Source organism: Streptomyces sp. NBC_01431 (assembly GCF_036231355.1).
Taxonomy (GTDB): domain Bacteria; phylum Actinomycetota; class Actinomycetes; order Streptomycetales; family Streptomycetaceae; genus Streptomyces.
This window is the reverse complement of the sequence record NZ_CP109496.1, coordinates 4222309-4239119: the sequence shown is the minus strand read 5'-3', so window position 1 is coordinate 4239119 and position 16811 is coordinate 4222309. Positions and strand designations below refer to the sequence as shown.

The window sequence follows — 16811 nt, the reverse complement described above, 5'->3', positions numbered from 1 at the left end:
GATGGCCGCACTGCGCCGCCGCTTCGACCGGAAACCGGCCGTGCGCTTCGATCCCGACCTCGGCGACCGGCCGCTCACCGAGGCCCGGCACGACATCGTGATCGGCCGCTGGCAGGGCGTGCGCGACCTGCTGCGGGCCACCGGTGACGACTGGCCGCTGCGCAGCCACCGGATCAGGCTGCTCGCCGACGCCGCCGCCGGGTCGTCCATCGTCGAAGCCTGGCGAGCCGCCGAACCGGACAACCCGGACGCGGCGGTGCTGCGCGCCGCGACCGAGGTCACCCGGGTGTTCAACGCCGCCATCGCGGCCGGGCGCGGCGCCGGAAGCGACCGCGACCGCATCGACGTCGCCGTCATGGCCTGCCTCGGCGCCGCCGACGCCCGCCCCGCCGACCCGATGCCCTGGGCCTCCCTGCTCACCGTGGTGCGGCTGTACGAGGGCGGGGTGGCCCGGCGCGAACTGCGCTCCTGGTGGGACGAGTTGCGCCGGCGCGACCCGTACCACTTCGAAGGCCACGTCCAGATGCTGCGCTACTTCTCCGCGCGCTGGCACGGTACGCACGGCTCGATGTACGACTTCGCGCGCGACGCGGCGGGCGCCGCCCCGGCCGGGTCACCGCTGCCGGTCCTGGTGCAGATCGCCCGAGTGGAGGAGTACCGCTATGTCGCCGAAGCCGCCAGGGGCACGCCGGTCCGGGGCTTCGGGCAGCACTGGACCCACGAGCTCGCCGTCACCGAACTCCGCCGCACCCACGACCGCTGGCTCGGCGGCAGAGCGCCGGGGCCGATCCGGCCGGAGGAGGCCGCCGAGCTCAACTACCTCGCGCACGCCGCCTGCTGCGCGGGCCTGACCCACGAGGGTGCCGAGCTCGTCGCGCTGCTCGGGGAACGGGTGGCCAAGGTGCCCTGGGCGTACACCGGCGACCCGGTGCAGCAGATCGCCCGCTGGCGCGGACAGCGCGGGAAGTAGCACCGCGCGACGACGCATTCGGGGCGTGCCCCGGCCCCTTCCCGGAATCGCCCGGGAGGGTCGCTAACCTTACGTGTCCGTGCTGGCCAGGGATCCCGGGCATCGAATCCCGGAACTGTGGCGCAGTGCGGTACGTATCGCACCCAACTCATGCGAAAGGCCTCGCCCATGGGCATTCGGAGCTTGCTGCGCAAGGTGTTCGGACGCGATCGCGCGGAGCGTGCCGAGACGGCGGCGGCTTCCGTACCGCCCCAGACGGAACGCACGGCCGAGGCGGCACCGGCACCGGTCGCGTCCGGCACGTCGGCACCCACCGTTCCGGCGCCGGGCCGGCGCGACCTGTCCACGGCGGAGGAACTCGTCGCCGCCGCCTTCGACGGCCCGCGCCCGCCGATCCCGTCCCCGTCCCACCCGGCGGAACCCTCCACCCCGGAGCCGGCCGACCCCACCGAACCCGCCGCGGAGGTGCCCCAGCCCCGCACGGAGTCGAACCCGGAACCGGTGAGGGCGACCGAGCCGGTGAAGGCGACCGAGGAGCCGGCGCGGGCGGAGGAAGCCGAGCCGGAGCCCAAGCCTGTGGCTGTGGCCTCCGAGCCGGAGGCCGAGCCAGAGGCTGAGCCCGCTGTGGCCTCCGAGCCGGAGCCGGAGGCCGAGGCCGAGGCCGTGGCCCCTGAGCACGTGCAGCTCGCCGAGGCGGAGCCCGAGCCCGTCCTGGCAGACGCCGAGCCCGAGCCCGTCACCCCGGTGGCGGAAGCGGAGCCCGAGCCCGTCGTAGCGGAAGCCGAGCCGGAGCCCGAGCCCGTGGCGGCAGAAGCCGAACCCGAGCCCGCGCAGGCGGAGGCGGAGGCGGAGGCGGAAGCCGAGCCCGTGGCGGCGGAGGCCGACGCCGAGCCCGAGCCCGTGGCGGCGGAGGCCGAGCCCGAGCCCGTGGCGGCGGAGGCCGAGTCGGTCGCCGAAGCCGAGCCCGAGCAGGCGAAGGCCGAAGCCGAGCCGGTCGCCGACGCCGAGCCTGAGCTCGTCGTGGCAGACGCCGAGCCCGAGCCTGCCCCCGTACAGGCAGAAGCTGAGCCCGAGCCCCTGGCAGCGGAGGCCGAAGCCGAGCCGACCCCGGAGCCCGAGCCGGTCGCCGAACCCGAGCCCACCCCCGTACAGGCCGACGCCGAGCCCGAGCCCGTCGTGGCAGACGCCGAGCCCGAGCCCACCCTCGTACAGGCCGAAGCCGCGCCCACCCCCGTACAGGCCGACGCCGACGCCGACAAGCCCAAGGCCGCTGTCTCTGCCGCGCGGCTCAAGTCGCGGGCTCCTGGGCTCGTCGGGGCTTACAAGGCTGCCGGGGCCGCGGTCAAGAAGGCCGGGATCGGCGGGGTGCGCGCCAAGGTGTACCTCGTGCTCGACCGGTCCGGGTCGATGCGGCCGTACTACAAGGACGGCAGCGCGCAGGGCCTCGCCGAGCAGGTGCTCGGGCTGGCCGCGCACCTGGACGAGGAGGCCACCGTGCACACGGTGTTCTTCTCGACCGACATCGACGGGTCGGTGGACCTCACCCTCGACGCGTACGAGGGTGCCGTGGACGAGACGCACGCCGGGCTCGGGCGCCTCGGGCGGACCAGCTACCACCGGGCCGTCGAGGAGGTCGTCGAACACGTCGAGAAGGCGGGGCACGAGGGCCCGGTGCTCGTCGTGTTCCAGACCGACGGCGCCCCCGACGCCAAGCTGCCCGCACGGCAGGCGCTCGCCGATGTCGCCGACAAGCCGCTGTACTGGCAGTTCGTGGCGTTCGGCGAGGACGACTCGAAGGCGTTCGACTTCCTGCGCGCCGCGGAGGCCGACAACGATCACATCGGGTTCTTCCACGCGGGCCCCGCGCCGCGCGAGCTGAGCGACGCCGAGGTCTACGGCGGGCTGCTCGGCTCGTTCCGCCCCCAGGGTGGCTGACCGGGGGCCTTCGGCAGTGAGACGGTGACGGCGCCGACCGGCCCCCGGGGGTCGGTCGGCGCCGTCACCGTATCCGCCGGGCGCGACGGCGATGGAGCGCCCGATGGAACGGGTTTCCGCGAACCCCTCCGGCGGTGCCCGCCATTCGGACATCCCGGGCGGCCCGGGGCGTGGCGCCGGATAGGATTTAGCGCATGCCTTCGCCGACGTACTACGTTTCGACGCCCATCTACTACGTCAACGATGCCCCGCACCTGGGCCACGCCTACACCACGGTCGCGGGTGACGTGCTCACCCGCTGGCACCGCCAGCGCGGCGAGAAGGTCTGGTACCTCACGGGCACCGACGAGCACGGCCAGAAGATCATGCGGACGGCCGAGGCGAACGGCGTCACCCCGCAGCAGTGGTGCGACAAGCTGGTGGGCGAGGCATGGCAGCCTCTGTGGGAGCACCTGAACATCGCCAACGACGATTTCATCCGGACCACCGAGAAGCGGCACACCGACCGGGTGCAGGAGTTCGTGCAGGACCTGTACGACAAGGGCGAGATCTACAAGGGCGGCTACGAGGGCCCGTACTGCGTGGGCTGCGAGGAGTACAAGCTCCCCGGCGACCTGATCAAGTCCGATGACGGCACCGAGCTGTGCGCCATCCACAAGAAGCCGGTGGAGCTCCTCAAGGAGGAGAACTACTTCTTCAAGCTGAGCGAGTACGGCCCGAAGCTCCTTGAGTTCTACGAGGCGAACCCCGGCTTCATCCAGCCCGAGTCGGCCCGCAACGAGGTCCTGAACTTCGTGCGGCAGGGGCTTCAGGACCTGTCGATCTCGCGGTCCACGTTCGACTGGGGCGTACCGGTGCCGTGGGACACCAAGCACGTGATCTACGTGTGGGTGGACGCGCTGCTCAACTACGCGACGGCTGTCGGGTACGGCGCCGACCAGGCCCGCTTCGACGAGATCTTCCCGGCCGACGTGCACCTGGTCGGCAAGGACATCCTGCGCTTCCACGCGATCATCTGGCCCGCGATGCTGATGGCCAACGGGCTTCCGGTGCCGGGGAAGGTCGCCGCCAACGGCTGGCTGATGGTCGGCGGCGAGAAGATGTCGAAGTCCAACCTGACGGGCATCAAGCCGCAGGACCTCACCTCGCACTTCGGTGTGGACGCCTACCGCTGGTACTTCCTGCGGGCGATCGCCTTCGGCCAGGACGGCTCGTTCTCCTGGGAGGACTTCACCGCCCGCTACACCTCCGAACTCGCCAACGACTACGGCAACCTGGCTTCGCGGGTGGCGGCGATGGTCGGCAAGTACTTCGGCGGCGAGCTGCCCGCCTCCAGCGCGGACGGGGACGCCGAGAAGGCCGTCCAGGAGGGTCTCGCGAAGGCGGTCGCCGAGGCCGACCGGCGCATCGGCGACGAACTCGACTTCCAGGGCGGCATCCTGGCGGTCTTCGACTTCGTGAAGCAGGTCAACGGCTACCTCACCGAGCAGGAACCGTGGAAGGTCGCCAAGGACGAATCCGCCGAGGGCCGGGCCCGGCTCGCGACGATCCTGTACACCGCGGCCGAGTCGCTGCGCGGCGTCGCCGTGCTGCTCAACCCGGTGATGCCGGAGACCTCGCAGAAGCTGTGGGAGTCGCTGGGCGCCGAGGCCGCGCTCGGCGCGCTCGACGGCCGACGGGTCCAGGAGGCGGGCGGCTGGGGCCAGTTGGCCCCGGGGGCGAAGGTCACCAAGGGCGCGGTGCTGTTCCCGCGCCTTGAGGAGAAGCCCGCGTAACGGGTCTCCCTGTGCGGCGGCGGGGTCCAGGATCGGCCGATCCGGGGCTCCGCCCCTCTTTTCCTGTCACTTCCGACCGCTGCCGACCGGATTGGTGGCCTATTCAACGGTTGTTGATTCGCTGTTGATCGGGCCGGACCACCATGTGCTGATCGAATACGCACGGGGTGGGAGAAGGGACAGGGAATGCCATTGCTCGCGAATCGTGTCACGGTGACCGTTCACGCCTCCGATCCGCTGAGCCGGGCCGGGGTCATCAGCCACCTTCAGCACCAGCCGACCGTGGAAGTCCTGCGCGACACCCGGGAGACCCGCGAGGGCGAGGGGCGTCCGGCCGACCCCGCCGTCGCCGTGATGCTCGTCGACCAGGTGGACGACACGGCCTCCGCCGAGCTGCGCCGGGTCGTGCGCGGCGGCGAGCAGCGCGTGGTCCTCATCGCCCGCGAGCTGCGCGAACCCGATCTGCTGACCGTGGTCGAGTACGGCGTACGCGCCATCCTGTGGCGCCACCAAGCCACCGAGCAGCGCCTGCTGAAGGCCGTGCACAGCGCGGCGCGCGGCGAGGGGGAACTGCCGCCGGACCTCATCAGCCGACTGCTCGTGCAGGTCGGGCGGCTGCGCCGCTCGGAGACCACCTCCTCGGCCGGGTCCGCGTCGGCCGCGCCGCTCTTCGGGATGGCGCCGCGCGAGGTGGACGTACTGCGCCTGGTCGCCGAGGGCCTGGACACCCGGCAGATCTCCGAGAAGCTCGCCTACTCGGAACGGACCGTCAAGAACATCCTGCACGCCCTCATGACACGGCTCCAGCTCACCAACCGCGCCCACGCCGTCGCCTACGCGCTGCGCGAGGGCTACATCTAAAGAGCCCGCACGGCTCCTACCGCACCATCGCCGCCGCGACCGCCCGGTTTCGGCCGGTGTCCGGCAACCCGGGGAATTGGCTCAATGATCCACGAAATCGACGAGGCGCTGCGGCGCATCCTGCGCGGCGGGGCGCTGCCCGAGGGAACGGGGGACGTCGTCTTCGAGGCGCCCACCCGCGACTGGGCGGCGCGCCGCAACACACCCACCCTCAACGCCTACCTGTACGACATCCGCGAGGACGTGGCCCGCCGCGAGCGCGGCGCGTACGCGGAGCGGGACGCCAACGGCATCGTGCTGCGCAAGCGCCAGCCGCCCCGCTGGTACCGGCTGTCCTATCTCCTCACCGCCTGGACCAGCCGCCCCGAGGACGAACACCGCCTCCTCTCCGGCGCGTTGGCGTGTCTGCTGCCGCACGAGATGCTGCCCGCCGAGTCGGTGCCCCAGGCCCTCGACGCGTACAAGGCGACCATTCCGCTCACGGTCGCGGTGCCGCCCGCCGAGTCGCGTTCGCTGGCCGACATCTGGTCGGCGCTGGGCGGCGAGCTCAAGCCCTCGCTCGACGTGGTGATCACGACGCCGTTCCCGGTCACCCCGGTGTACGAGGTCGCGCCGCCGGTCACCGAGGGCGCGGTGGTCACCGTGTCCGGCCGGCACGGAGTGCCCGGCGACTCGCAGCCCCGGATGCGGCGCACCACGCGGGGCGGTGGCGGCAAGTGAGCGAGGCCGCCCGCGCCCTGCTGCACCGCCTCGAACGCCTGCGGACCTCGGTCGCCGCCCTGGTGGCGGCCCGCTCCGCCGACGACCCGACGGCGGGCGACCCGCTGCGCGGTCTGTACATCTCGCCGGAGACGGCGACCCGGATCGTGAACGCGCCCGCTCCCCAACTCCCGGCTGCCGACGGCCCGTTCACCCCGGAGCCCGGCGACCGCCTGGCCGCGGTCGCGGCTGGCTTCGGGCTCACCGTGCTCGACGAGCTGATCCTCCTGGCGGCGCTCGCCCCCGATGTGGACCGGCGCTTCGAGCAGCTCTACGGCTACCTCAACGACGATGTGGGCCGGCGTCGCGCCTCGGTGGCCCTCGCCCTGGAACTGTCGGGGACCGGATCGTACGACCCGGTCGCCCGCGGTCGCCTCCATCCGGCCGCGCCACTGGTCGACGGGGGCCTCATCGTCGTGGAGGACGAGGACCGGCCGCTGCCGGGCCGGGCACTGCGGGTCCCGGAGCGGGTGGTCGCCCACCTCCTGGGCGACGACACGCTGGACGGTCAGTTGGGTGACGCCCGCGTCGAGTTGCTGACCCCCGTGCCGGGGGACGAAAGCGCGACCGCCGACGGGCTCGCGGCGCGGATCGCCCACTCCCCGCGGCCCGTCGCCGTCCATCTGCGCGAGCGCCGGGCCGGGAGCGGCGCGGACGCCGTGACGGCGGCCCTGCGCGGCGCCGGACGGCCGGTGCTGCACCACCGCCCCGAGCGCGCCGAAGCGGCGACCGCCCGCCTACTGCTGCGCGAGGCCCGCCTTCGCGGGGCCGGCACCGCCGTCGTGGTGGAACTGCCGCAGGATCAACCCGGTCCGTACGTACGCGAGTTGGCGGCCGGTGACGTCACCGTGGTGTTTGCGGGGACCGAGCCGTACGACCCGGGCTGGGCGCCCGACGCGGGACTCCTCGCCCTGGAGGACACGGCCGCCGAGACCGCCCCGCTGGCCGCCTGGAGCGAGGAACTCCCTTCCTACGAAGGTGACTTGGCGGACGCCGTCGGGCCCTACCGGCTCGGCGCGGGGCAGGTGCGCAGGGCCGCGCGGGGGGCGCGGGCGCTGGCCGGATTCGAAGGAGTGCCGGTCGGTCTCGGCCACGTACAGAAGAGCGCGCGGCTGCTGTCGGCGCCGCTGCTCGACAAGCACGCGCGACGGGTGCGGCCCGCCGTCGGCTTCGGTGACCTGGTGCTGCCCGACGAGCCGCTCGCCCTGCTGCACGAGCTGGCCGGGCGGGCCCGGCACCGGGACCGGGTGCTCGGCGAGTGGCGGCTGCGCACCGGAGGCGGGCGCGGGCGGGGCGTGGTCGCCCTGTTCGCGGGCGACTCCGGCACCGGCAAGACGCTGGCCGCGGAGGTCGTCGCGGGCGAACTCGGCCTCGACCTGTACGTGGTGGACCTGTCGTCCGTCGTGGACAAGTACGTCGGCGAGACCGAGAAGAACCTGGAGCGGATCTTCTCGGAGGCCGACCGGACCGACTCGGTGCTGCTCTTCGACGAGGCGGACGCCGTGTTCGGCAAGCGCTCGGAGGTCAAGAGCTCGCACGACCGGTACGCCAACCTGGAGAGCGCCTATCTGCTCCAGCGCCTCGAAGCCTTCGACGGCATCGCGGTCCTGACCACCAACCTGCGGGCCAACATCGACGAGGCCTTCACCCGACGGCTCGACCTGGTGGTGGACTTCCCCTTCCCCGACGTGGAACTGCGGGCCACGCTGTGGCGCGCCTGCCTCGCCGGAGTGCCGCAGGAGGAGGGCCTGGAAGCCGAACTGGACGCCTGCGCGAAGGAGTTCGAGCTGGCGGGCGGGGCGGTGCGCTCCGCGGCGGTGACGGCGGGGTACCTCGCGGCCGGCCGGGGGTCTCCCGTGACCGCGGAGGACGTGCGCACCGGGGCGCGGCGGGAGTACGTGAAGTCGGGGCGGCTCGTGCCGGGGGTTGGGGCAGCCTGGAAGCCGTAGCCTTCCGGGGGGCGGGGGATGGGGGTTGGCGGACGGGGGCTCGGCCGCGGACCGCGGTCGGCTTGTCGCGCAATTCCCCGCGCCCCTCACGGGTTGGGCTTGGCGCCATGCCCATCAATTCCCCACGCCCCTGACGGGGCGGGCTTGGCGCCATGCCCAGATCGCGCCCACCGGGGCGGGGGGTCGGCTGCGAGCCGTGGTCGGCTTGTCGCGCAGTTCCCCGCGCCCCTGACGGGGCGGGCTCATAGGGCTACGGCACGATTTTCCAGCGTTGCTGGTCGGCGGGGAGGGCGCCGCAGGGGCGGACCTCGGTGACCTGCATGACCTTGTCGTTCGGCGACAGGTCCGACAGGCACCAGCCGTCGTCCTTGCTCACCAGACGCACGAAGCCGTCGGCGCCGTCTATCGGCTGGATCGCCCACTTCTGGTTGCTGGTCATCTGCCCGTTGGACAGGCTGGGCAGACCGCCAGACGCGCCCCACATCTGGATCTGGTTGCCCTCCTTGGTGTTGTCCGCGACGGCCCACGACTCGGTGGACGAGCTGAAGGCGAACTCGTTGTTCGGCAGCGGGTGGACGTACCAGTACTGGTCCCAGGTGGGCTGGTTGCGGATCTCGGCCCAGCTGTAGACGTAGCGGCCCTCGGGCTTCTGGTCGGTGGCCGTCGTCATGTACTTCCCGAGCCCGGACTGGATGCGCACCAGCTTGCCCGGGTCGTACGTCGGCGGCTTCGGCCCACCGCCGCCGGCGGGCTTGTTCGGCTTCGGGGCGTCACCGGCGGGCGGCGGCGGGGCGTCGGGGGCCTTCGCCGAGGCCGACGGCGAGGGCGGTGGCGGGGCGGCCGGCAGCGCGCTCGCCTTGCCCTGCGGCAGCGGCTCCTCCTTGGAGGGCGCCTTCTCGCTCGCCTGGCTCGTCACCCCCGGGGCCTGCTTGAACCAGATCAGCGCGAACGTCACGGCGAGCGCCACCAGGAGGGAGCCGACCGCCAGGACCCAGCGGGGGAACACCGACGGCTGTACATAAGTGCCGCGCAGCTCCTCCGGGGCGGCCGCCCCGGCCCGCGACACCTGCACGGAGAAGGGGCGCTCACGCGAGGGGCCGAACCAGCTGATCTTGGCGGCGGTGAGCTGGAGTTCGGCGAAACCGGCCCGGCCCGGGGCGGCCTGGACCGCGCCCGGGTTGACGTCGACCCCGAAGGCGTCGCCGTTGTCCCGGGTGGAGAAGGACGCGGTGAGCGGCTGGTTGCCGAGGTTGTCGATGGCCACTCGGCCCCGGGCGCGCCGGCGGCCGCGCAGGGTGCGCGGCACCAGTTCGGCGCGGAGCTCGGTGAACGGGCCGATGGTGAGCCGGCCCTCGGCGACATCGCCCGCCTGGGGGTGTTCGCGCGGCTCGACCCGGATGCCGAACGGCACCGGGCCCGCCACGGCGTCCGAGGTGCGCGGTGGCGCGAAAGTGACCTCGGCCGTGCCCTCGGCCCCGGGGTAGATCCGCAGCACGTCCGGTTCCACCCGCGCCCAGCCGGCGGCCTCCCCGGCCGGCGAGAGCCGGTACTCCTCGACGGTGTCCCCCGTATTGCGCACCCGAAGCCGTACGACGGTGCTGTCCCCGGGGGCGACGCTGGTCGCGGGGGGTTCCAGAGATGTCCACATACTCACCCCATGAGTCAAGTGGCAGCACGGGGGCCCGTACAGCGCCGCGAAGGGCAGTCCCGAGGGCAGCTGTCGGTGCCCTGACGGCCATGCGCGGATGGCCCGGCCCGGTGGCGGTGGCCGGATCCGGACGGTCGCGGGGGACGACCGTCCGGACGTTTGAGCGGCCGGGGCCCGGGGTGGCCGGGCCCCGTCGGCCGCGGTCGCGGCTCCGGGGTGACCGGGTCGCGGGCGGCCGGTGGCCGGCCCGGGATCACCGGGAGGCCTGACCCGGGCGACTGTGGGGGAACAGCCGCCCGGGAGCTTTTTCGGGGGCGCAGCCGATGCCTAACGCCCGCTAACGTCCGCGCTAACGGCCCGGCTGTCCGGGTCCGTTGACCGAGCCGCCGACCAGCTTGCCGATCGTCGCCGCGTCGGCCGTGCCGGTCGCCGGGAGGCCGACCTCCTGCTGGTACTGCTTGATCCAGCCCTTGATCTTGTCGTCCGACACCGTTACCTGGCCGTTCTTCTGGCCGCTCTTGAAGTACTCGATGCCGGTGCGGGCGTAGCCGCGGTCGTAGGTCAGGTCCTGGGTCGAGATGACAGCCTGCGAGGCCCACCAGAACGACGCGGCCAACTGCGTCACCTGGTAGTTCTTGGCGCCGCTCTTCACGTCGTCCGGCCGGATGCCCTGCGCCCACAGCGAGGTCAGGGTGGCCCGGCCCAGGGTGCCGATCGGGTCGGTCTTCGTCAGTTCGCGGCTGCTCTTCTGGTCCCGCATGACGTGTTCCTGATAGCAGCGCAGCGAGGTGTCCGTGAGCTTGTCGATGACGCCGGCGGTCCAGCCGGGCTTCAGCTCGCAGACGTTGTTGAGCGTGGCCAGGCGGTACTGGGCGAACGTGACGATCTCGTCCGGCTTGTAGCCCATCCTCCAGGGCGGCCCCGGCTTGGCGTTCGCGTTCGCGGGCGGCTGCTTGGGCGGCGCGGGGATCACCGGCGGACCGCCGCCGGGCGCGGAGCTGTTGTCGTCGCCGCCACCACCGCCACCGCCGGCACCACCACTGCTGCCACCGGGCGGGTTCTGGGCGCCCGGCGGCGGCGACGCCTGGGTCGGAGGTGCCGAGGGCAGCGGGGACTCGGCGCCCTGCGGAACCGGCTGGGCGCTCGCCCCCGGCTGCGTCTCGCCGGTCGCGGTGTTCACCTTGGGCTGGAAACCCAGCCACAGCGCGACGAACGCGACCGCGGCCGCCACCAGGACGCTGCCCACGGCGAGCAGCCAGCGCGGCAGCACCGGCCGCTGGTCGAAGGTGCCGCCGAGTTCCAGGCCCCGGTCGTCGCCGGAGCGGCGCACGGCCAGGGTCAGGCGGTGCTGCTCGGCGGAGCCGGTCCAGCGGACCTGCTGCGGCCGGATGACCACCTTCGCGAACGCGGCGCGCCCCGGCGCCACTTGGACCGAGTTGGGCGTCATCTCGTAAGTGAGCCGGTTGGTCTCGTCGCGTACGGTCAGCGAGGCCGTGAGCGGGGTGTTGCCGACGTTGTCCACGGCGACGGCGGACCGACCGCGGAACCGGCCGACCAGGCTGGACGGCAGCAGTTCCGCGCGTACCTCGGTGAAGGGCGCGACGGTGACCTGTCCCTCAAGGACGTCCCGCAGCTCGGGGTGCTCGCGGGGCTCCACGCGGACGCCGTACGGGGCCGGGCCCGCCAGGGCGTCGGGGGAGCGGGGCGGCGCGAAGGAGATCTCCGCTGTGCCCTCGCTGCCGGGGTAGAGGCGCAGGGTGTCGGGCTCGACACGGGCCCAGCCCGCGGGAGTGCCGACCACCGACAGGCCGTATTCCTCGACCGTGTCACCGGTGTTCCGGACGCGCAGCCGCGCGGTGGCCCGCCCACCGGGATCGACGGCGACAGCGGCCGGGTCCAGAGACGTCCACATGGTCATGAGCGAAAGGCTAGGGGGCGCGCCGGACGTCACCGTGCCCGAAAGGCTTTGTCAGAGGGCAGCCCTCGCTGCACTCGTGGCCTCGCCGACCTGGCTGGCCGATGGGCCGGTCGACTGCCGGGGCACCGTGTGCGGGCCGGTCCACAGCAGCGAGGTCAACTCGTCGGCCTCCGCCGCGCCGCGCGCGCTGAGCAGCCGGTGCGCGGTGCGCAGCGAGGCCAGCGCGGACAGCGTCGGCGTCTCGCCCAGCGCGAGCAGGGCCCGGCCGCGCGCGGCGAGCGCGATGCCCCGGCAGAACGGGTCCCCGAGGTCGCCCTCGATGGACAGGGCCTGTGTCGCACAGGCCGCCGCCTCGCTCGGCCGCTCCCGGGCCAGCGCGCAGTGCGCGAGCCGCGCCCAGGCCAGCGCCTCCCAGCGAAGGTCGCCGCTCCACTGGTGGTGCTGGCGCGACTCGCGCAGATGAGCCGCGGCCCGCACCGGACGGCCGCCCGCGAGCAGCGCGCAGCCGATCTGGTACAGCACATGACCGAGCGTACCCCGGTCCTCCAACTCCCTTGCCCTGCGCAGCACTTCATCGGCCGCCGCCTCGGCGCGCTCCTTCTGGCCGAGCAGCATGTGGGTGCGCACCACATGGGCGAGGACGCGCACCGCGTCGCCGGAACTGTCCAGTTCGGTGAAGCGCGCGTACGCCTGCTCGAACAGGGGGAGCGCTTCGGCGGGGCGGCCCATCACGCCCAGGATCATGGCGAGTTCGTGCGCCGCCTCCGACTCGGTCAGCGGGTCACCGGCCAGCGCGGCGTACCTGAGCGCCTGGCGCAGGGTGCGTTCGGTGCGCGGGTAGGTGTCGGCGCCCTGCTGCGGTACGACGGCGATCAGGCGCAGCGCCCGGCCCGCGGCCCGCGCGTCACCGTGGCGGTGCGCCGCCGACAGGGCCAGGCGGGCCGGGCCCTGGAGTTCGCGGCGGTGGGCGGTGCCGCGGATCAGCTGGGCCCAACCGGTGAGGAGGTCCACGGCGGGCCGCAGTGCCTGCTCGCCCAGGTCGCCCCAGGGGCCCTTGCCGAGCGCCTGCTCGACGGTGGCCCGGATCAGCTCGTGCGACTCCCGCAGCCAGTCGCGGGCGTCGGCGGCGTCGGCCGGGCGGTGTCCCGCCGCCCGCGGCGCGTGCAGCTGATCGGGTACGCCGCTGAGCGGTTGCAGGCAGCGCAGCGCGTTCAGCACCCCGGCGAGCACGTGGTCCAGGAGCCTGCGCTGGGCGGCGGGCCGTTCGGCGGCGTCGGGGGAACGCTCCAGCATCCGCCGCGCGAAGATCCGCACCAGGTCGTGGAAGCGGTAGCGGTCCACGCCGTACGCCTCGATGAGACCGGCGTCGACGAGTGCCTCCAGGGCGCTCTCGGCGGTGTACTCGTCGACGCCGAGCAGCGCGGCCGTGGTGTCCCGGCCGAAGACCGGCACGTCGGCGGCGGACGCGAGGCGGAAGGCGCGCGCGGCCGGCGCGGCGAGGCCCTCGTAGCTGAGCCGGAAGGCGGCGTCCACGCCGAGCCCGTCGGCCTCCAGCTCGTCCAGGCGGCGGCGCTCGCTGCGCAGCCGGGCGAGCAGATCGGCCACCGCCCAGTCGGGGCGGGCGGCCAGGCGCATCGCCGCGATGCGTACGGCGAGCGGCAACCGACCGCAGGCGCCCACCAGTTGACGGGCCTCCCCCGGCTCGGCCCGCACCCGTTCGCTGCCCGCGATCGCTTCCAGCATGGTCAGGGCGTCCTGCTCGGACAGCGCCTCGACGTCCACGAGCCGCGCCCCGGGCAGGCCCACGATCCGGGTCCGGCTGGTGATGAGGACCGCGCTGCCCGGGGCGCCGGGCAGCAGCGGGCGGACCTGCGCGGTGTCGTGCGCGTTGTCGAGCAGGACCAGGACGCGCCGGCCGGCGAGCAGCGAGCGGTACAGCGCCGCGCGCTGTCCGGCGTCCTCGGGTACGGCGCCCTCGCCGACCCCGAGGGAGCGCAGCAGCTGGGCGAGGACGGCGGCGCTGTCGGCGGGCTCGGGGTCGTGGCCGCGCAGGTCGACGTACAGCTGGCCGTCGGGGAACGCGGCGCGCATCAGGTGCCCGGCGCGTACGGCCAGGGCGCTCTTGCCGACTCCGGCCAGGCCGGTGAGGACGGCTACGCCTACGGCCTGGCCGTCACAGGCGTCCTGGAGGGTGGCCGTCAGCTCGGCGAGGGAGGCGGTGCGACCGGTGAAGTCCGGGGTGTCCGAAGGGAGTTGGGCCGGAGCGTCCGGTGCGGGCACGGCGGGAGCGGCGGGGACGGCGGGAGCGGGCGGGGCGGCATCCGGGGTTCGGCGCGCCCACTCCTGCCCGAGGTCGCGGCTCCGCTCGACCGGGGGAGAGTCCGCTCGCCCCGCGGAAGACTCGCCCACCACGGGGGCGGAGGGTGCCACCAGGGGGCGGCTGACGAGGCGGGTGTGCAGGGCCGTCAGTTCCGGGCCCGGGGGGACGCCGAGTTCGGCGTCCAGGGTGCGGCGGGTGGCGTCGTAGACCGCGAACGCGTCGGCCTGGCGGCCCGCCCGGTGCAGGGCCAGCATCAGAAGTGCCTGCGCGCGTTCGCGCAGGGGGTGTTCGGCGGCGAACGCCCGCAGCGGGGCGATCGTCGCCGCGTGGCGGTCCAGGGCCAGGTCGCAGTGGAAGTGGTCCTCGCGGGCCGAGAGCCACAGTTCGGTCAGCCGGTCGCGCTGGCGTTCCGCGTGCGGCCCCGGCAGGCCCGCGAGCGGGCTGCCGCCCCACAGCGCGAGCGCCGCGGTCAGTTCGCGGTGCGCGCCCTCGGTGTCGCCCGCGCCCCGCAGCCGCGCCGCCTCGGCCAGGCGCGCCTCGAAGACCGCGGTGTCGAGCGCCTCGGACGGCACCCGCAGCGCGTACCCGTCGTCGGCCGACACCAGGAGCCGGGCCGGGGTGCGCGCGGGGCGGCCGGGCTCGAAGAGGGTGCGCAGCCGCGACACGTACGTGCGCAGGGTGCCCACCCCGCGCGGGGGCAGCCGGTCTCCCCAGATCGCGTCGAGCAGCTCCGGCATGGAGACCGCCCTGCCCTCGCGCAGCAGCAGCACGGCGAGCAGGGCCCGCTGCTGGGGCGGGCCCAACAGCAGGGGCCTGCCGTCGAGTTCGCCTTCCACGGGTCCGAGCATCCGGAACCGCAGTGTGCCGGTTATGCCGCTCTCGCCCGTTCCGCCGGATTCCGCCACGCGCCGCTGCCTCTCCTTCACCCGGCCGTCTCGTCCCCCGACGTTTGCCCTTCCGGCCCACGGATCTTGTTCTTCCGGTCCACCCCGCACGCTACGTCAGGACCGCCCCGAAGCCCTCATCATCCCGTGTATCCCCCATGGAGTTGGCTTGAAGCGCGCCTGTATCCCGTGGGTAACCGGGCGAAAGGGCAAGTTCCCTGCCCCCAAGACGGGCCGTGCGCCTCGTGCGTTCCCACCTATCCGGACGAAGAATCGCGAGGCAGCCACCGAGGGGAGTCCCAACACGTGCGGGTCCAGGAGCAGAAGCCGGCCGACCGGCGCGGCGACGGCCCGGGTGCCCGGCCGCCGCTGCGGCCCGGTTCGCACCTCGCGGACCTCCAGCGCACGGCGGGCAACGGAGCCCTCGCCCGGCTCCTCTCACCCGCCGCCCGCACCCACGCACCCGCGTCCGTGCAGCGCATCAGTACCCACGCGGGCGGCAGCTACGACGCCGAGCCCCAACCGGGCGAGCGGGGCCCGCACTTCGTCGCGCAGGGCCCGGAGCCGAAGGTCGCCGTGGGCGGCGGCGGCGAGCCGCGCGACATCAGGGAGCGGCTGCGCTACGAGCTCGCCGAGGTCGGCCCCGCCGACGCGCCGCTGCGGGTGGCCGACGACGGGACGCTGGCGGTCCACGGCGTGGACGAGCCCAAGGAGTTCTACGCGGTGCAAGCCGTCGTCGACACCGCGAACGCGGCGCTGCGGGCCGCCGGAAGCACCGTGGAACTGGTCACCGGCGGGCGCAGCATCGGCGTCGGCGCGCAGCGACTGCTCCGGGTCCAGCCGACCGTCGTCATGAACGCCCCCGCCCAGAGCCAACTCGGGCCGTTCGTCTCCCTGTTGCGGTCCACCTGCATCTCGCTGGCCTGTAGTTTGATCGGCTCGCAGCACGCCAAGCGCGCCTCGGCGGTGCTCGGCGGCGGCGCGGGGAACTTCCTGCTCACCCCGGGCTCGGACAGCGACGCCCGCGCGAACCGCCTGGCGCACGCCGTGGCCACCGACGCGGGCTCCGAGCTCGACGTGGCGGGCGCGGTCACCGCGGCGGACACCGGCCCGGCCCCGGCCGGAGACCTCGGCAAGGCGTACGGCGAAGCCACCCGCGATGGCGGCCGGGACGCCACCGAGGCCCGCCTCGGCATCAACAAGTACGCCTCCCCCGGCGCCGGCGAGGGCTTCGCGATCTTCAGCATGCTCGCGAAGGACGGCCTCGACCACTCGGTGTCCCCCGCCGCCGACCGCGGCGGCGACGTGTGGGGCTACCACTTCGCCGCGGTCGTCGCCCGGTCCCTCGACGGCAGCTGCCAGGTGACGCTGGAGAACTACGCGCGCAACGAGTTCGACGCGAAGGCCCGCTCCGAGCTGTACAACGTGCTGCTCAAGCGGGCCAACGACAGCCGCGGCTGGTTCAGCAAGCTCAAGCCGCTGCTCGAAAGCGACGACCAGCAGGCCTTCAAGACGAAGTTCGACGAGGTGCTCGCCGCCCTCGTCACCGACCCCGAGGTCAAGAAGGTCACGGGCAAGCCGCGCCTTCAGTTGCAGCAGGACTTCGAGGACCACACCTGCCGCTCCTGGTTCTTCCGCGTCTACGGCGGCGGGCCCGGCGAAAGCTTCCACGAACAGCAGGCGGCGTCCGGCTACTTCAACAATCCGCTGACGCTCCGGGTGTCCCGCCCGGCGGACCAGCCCAACACCCGGATGGCGTAGGGGAGTTCGAACACGCACCCAAAAAGCATTC

General features: G+C 73.7%; 10 protein-coding genes. 7 read left to right on the top strand and 3 right to left on the bottom strand.

What is annotated here, in order from left to right:
- Position 1: 1 nt before the first annotated feature.
- The 6 genes from OG522_RS19455 (at position 2) to OG522_RS19430 (ending at position 8249) form a co-directional block, all read left to right on the top strand.
- Positions 2 to 970: a hypothetical protein gene (locus OG522_RS19455; RefSeq protein ID WP_329464256.1), complete on the top strand. Its 969-nt coding sequence runs from the start codon at positions 2 to 4 to the stop codon at positions 968 to 970.
- Positions 971 to 1138: 168 nt separating this feature from the next.
- Positions 1139 to 2905: a VWA domain-containing protein gene (locus OG522_RS19450; RefSeq protein ID WP_329464255.1), complete on the top strand. Its 1767-nt coding sequence runs from the start codon at positions 1139 to 1141 to the stop codon at positions 2903 to 2905.
- Between the two features lie 194 nt (positions 2906 to 3099).
- The gene (metG, locus tag OG522_RS19445) at positions 3100 to 4680 is read left to right on the top strand and encodes a methionine--tRNA ligase (protein ID WP_329464254.1); all 1581 of its coding nucleotides are present in this window, start codon (positions 3100 to 3102) and stop codon (positions 4678 to 4680) included.
- A gap of 186 nt (positions 4681 to 4866) precedes the next feature.
- Positions 4867 to 5541 (top strand): helix-turn-helix transcriptional regulator, encoded by a 675-nt coding sequence (locus OG522_RS19440; RefSeq protein WP_329464253.1) that lies wholly within the window; start codon positions 4867 to 4869, stop codon positions 5539 to 5541.
- A gap of 84 nt (positions 5542 to 5625) precedes the next feature.
- Positions 5626 to 6261 carry a DUF4255 domain-containing protein gene (locus OG522_RS19435; RefSeq protein ID WP_329464252.1) on the top strand — a complete coding sequence of 212 codons (636 nt, stop codon included), beginning with the start codon at positions 5626 to 5628 and terminating at the stop codon, positions 6259 to 6261.
- Positions 6258 to 8249 (top strand): ATP-binding protein, encoded by a 1992-nt coding sequence (locus OG522_RS19430; protein WP_329464251.1) that lies wholly within the window; start codon positions 6258 to 6260, stop codon positions 8247 to 8249. Before OG522_RS19435 ends, OG522_RS19430 begins: the two co-directional genes overlap by 4 nt.
- A 250-nt stretch (positions 8250 to 8499) precedes the next feature.
- Here the strand turns inward: OG522_RS19430 and OG522_RS19425 are convergent, their stop codons facing one another.
- From OG522_RS19425 to OG522_RS19415, 3 genes are all read right to left on the bottom strand, one after another.
- Positions 8500 to 9897, bottom strand: a complete 1398-nt coding sequence (locus OG522_RS19425; RefSeq protein WP_329464250.1) for a hydrolase — start codon at positions 9895 to 9897, stop codon at positions 8500 to 8502.
- Between the two features lie 349 nt (positions 9898 to 10246).
- Positions 10247 to 11815, bottom strand: coding sequence for a COG1470 family protein (locus tag OG522_RS19420; protein ID WP_329464249.1), 1569 nt, complete (start codon positions 11813 to 11815; stop codon positions 10247 to 10249).
- A 51-nt stretch (positions 11816 to 11866) separates the two neighbouring features.
- Complete coding sequence (locus OG522_RS19415) at positions 11867 to 15040, bottom strand: AfsR/SARP family transcriptional regulator (protein WP_329464248.1); 3174 nt, start codon at positions 15038 to 15040, stop codon at positions 11867 to 11869.
- Between the two features lie 285 nt (positions 15041 to 15325).
- On the opposite strand from OG522_RS19415, the gene OG522_RS19410 reads away from it, so the two are divergent.
- Positions 15326 to 16780: a hypothetical protein gene (locus tag OG522_RS19410; RefSeq protein ID WP_329464247.1), complete on the top strand. Its 1455-nt coding sequence runs from the start codon at positions 15326 to 15328 to the stop codon at positions 16778 to 16780.
- The last annotated feature ends 31 nt before the right edge of the window (positions 16781 to 16811 follow it).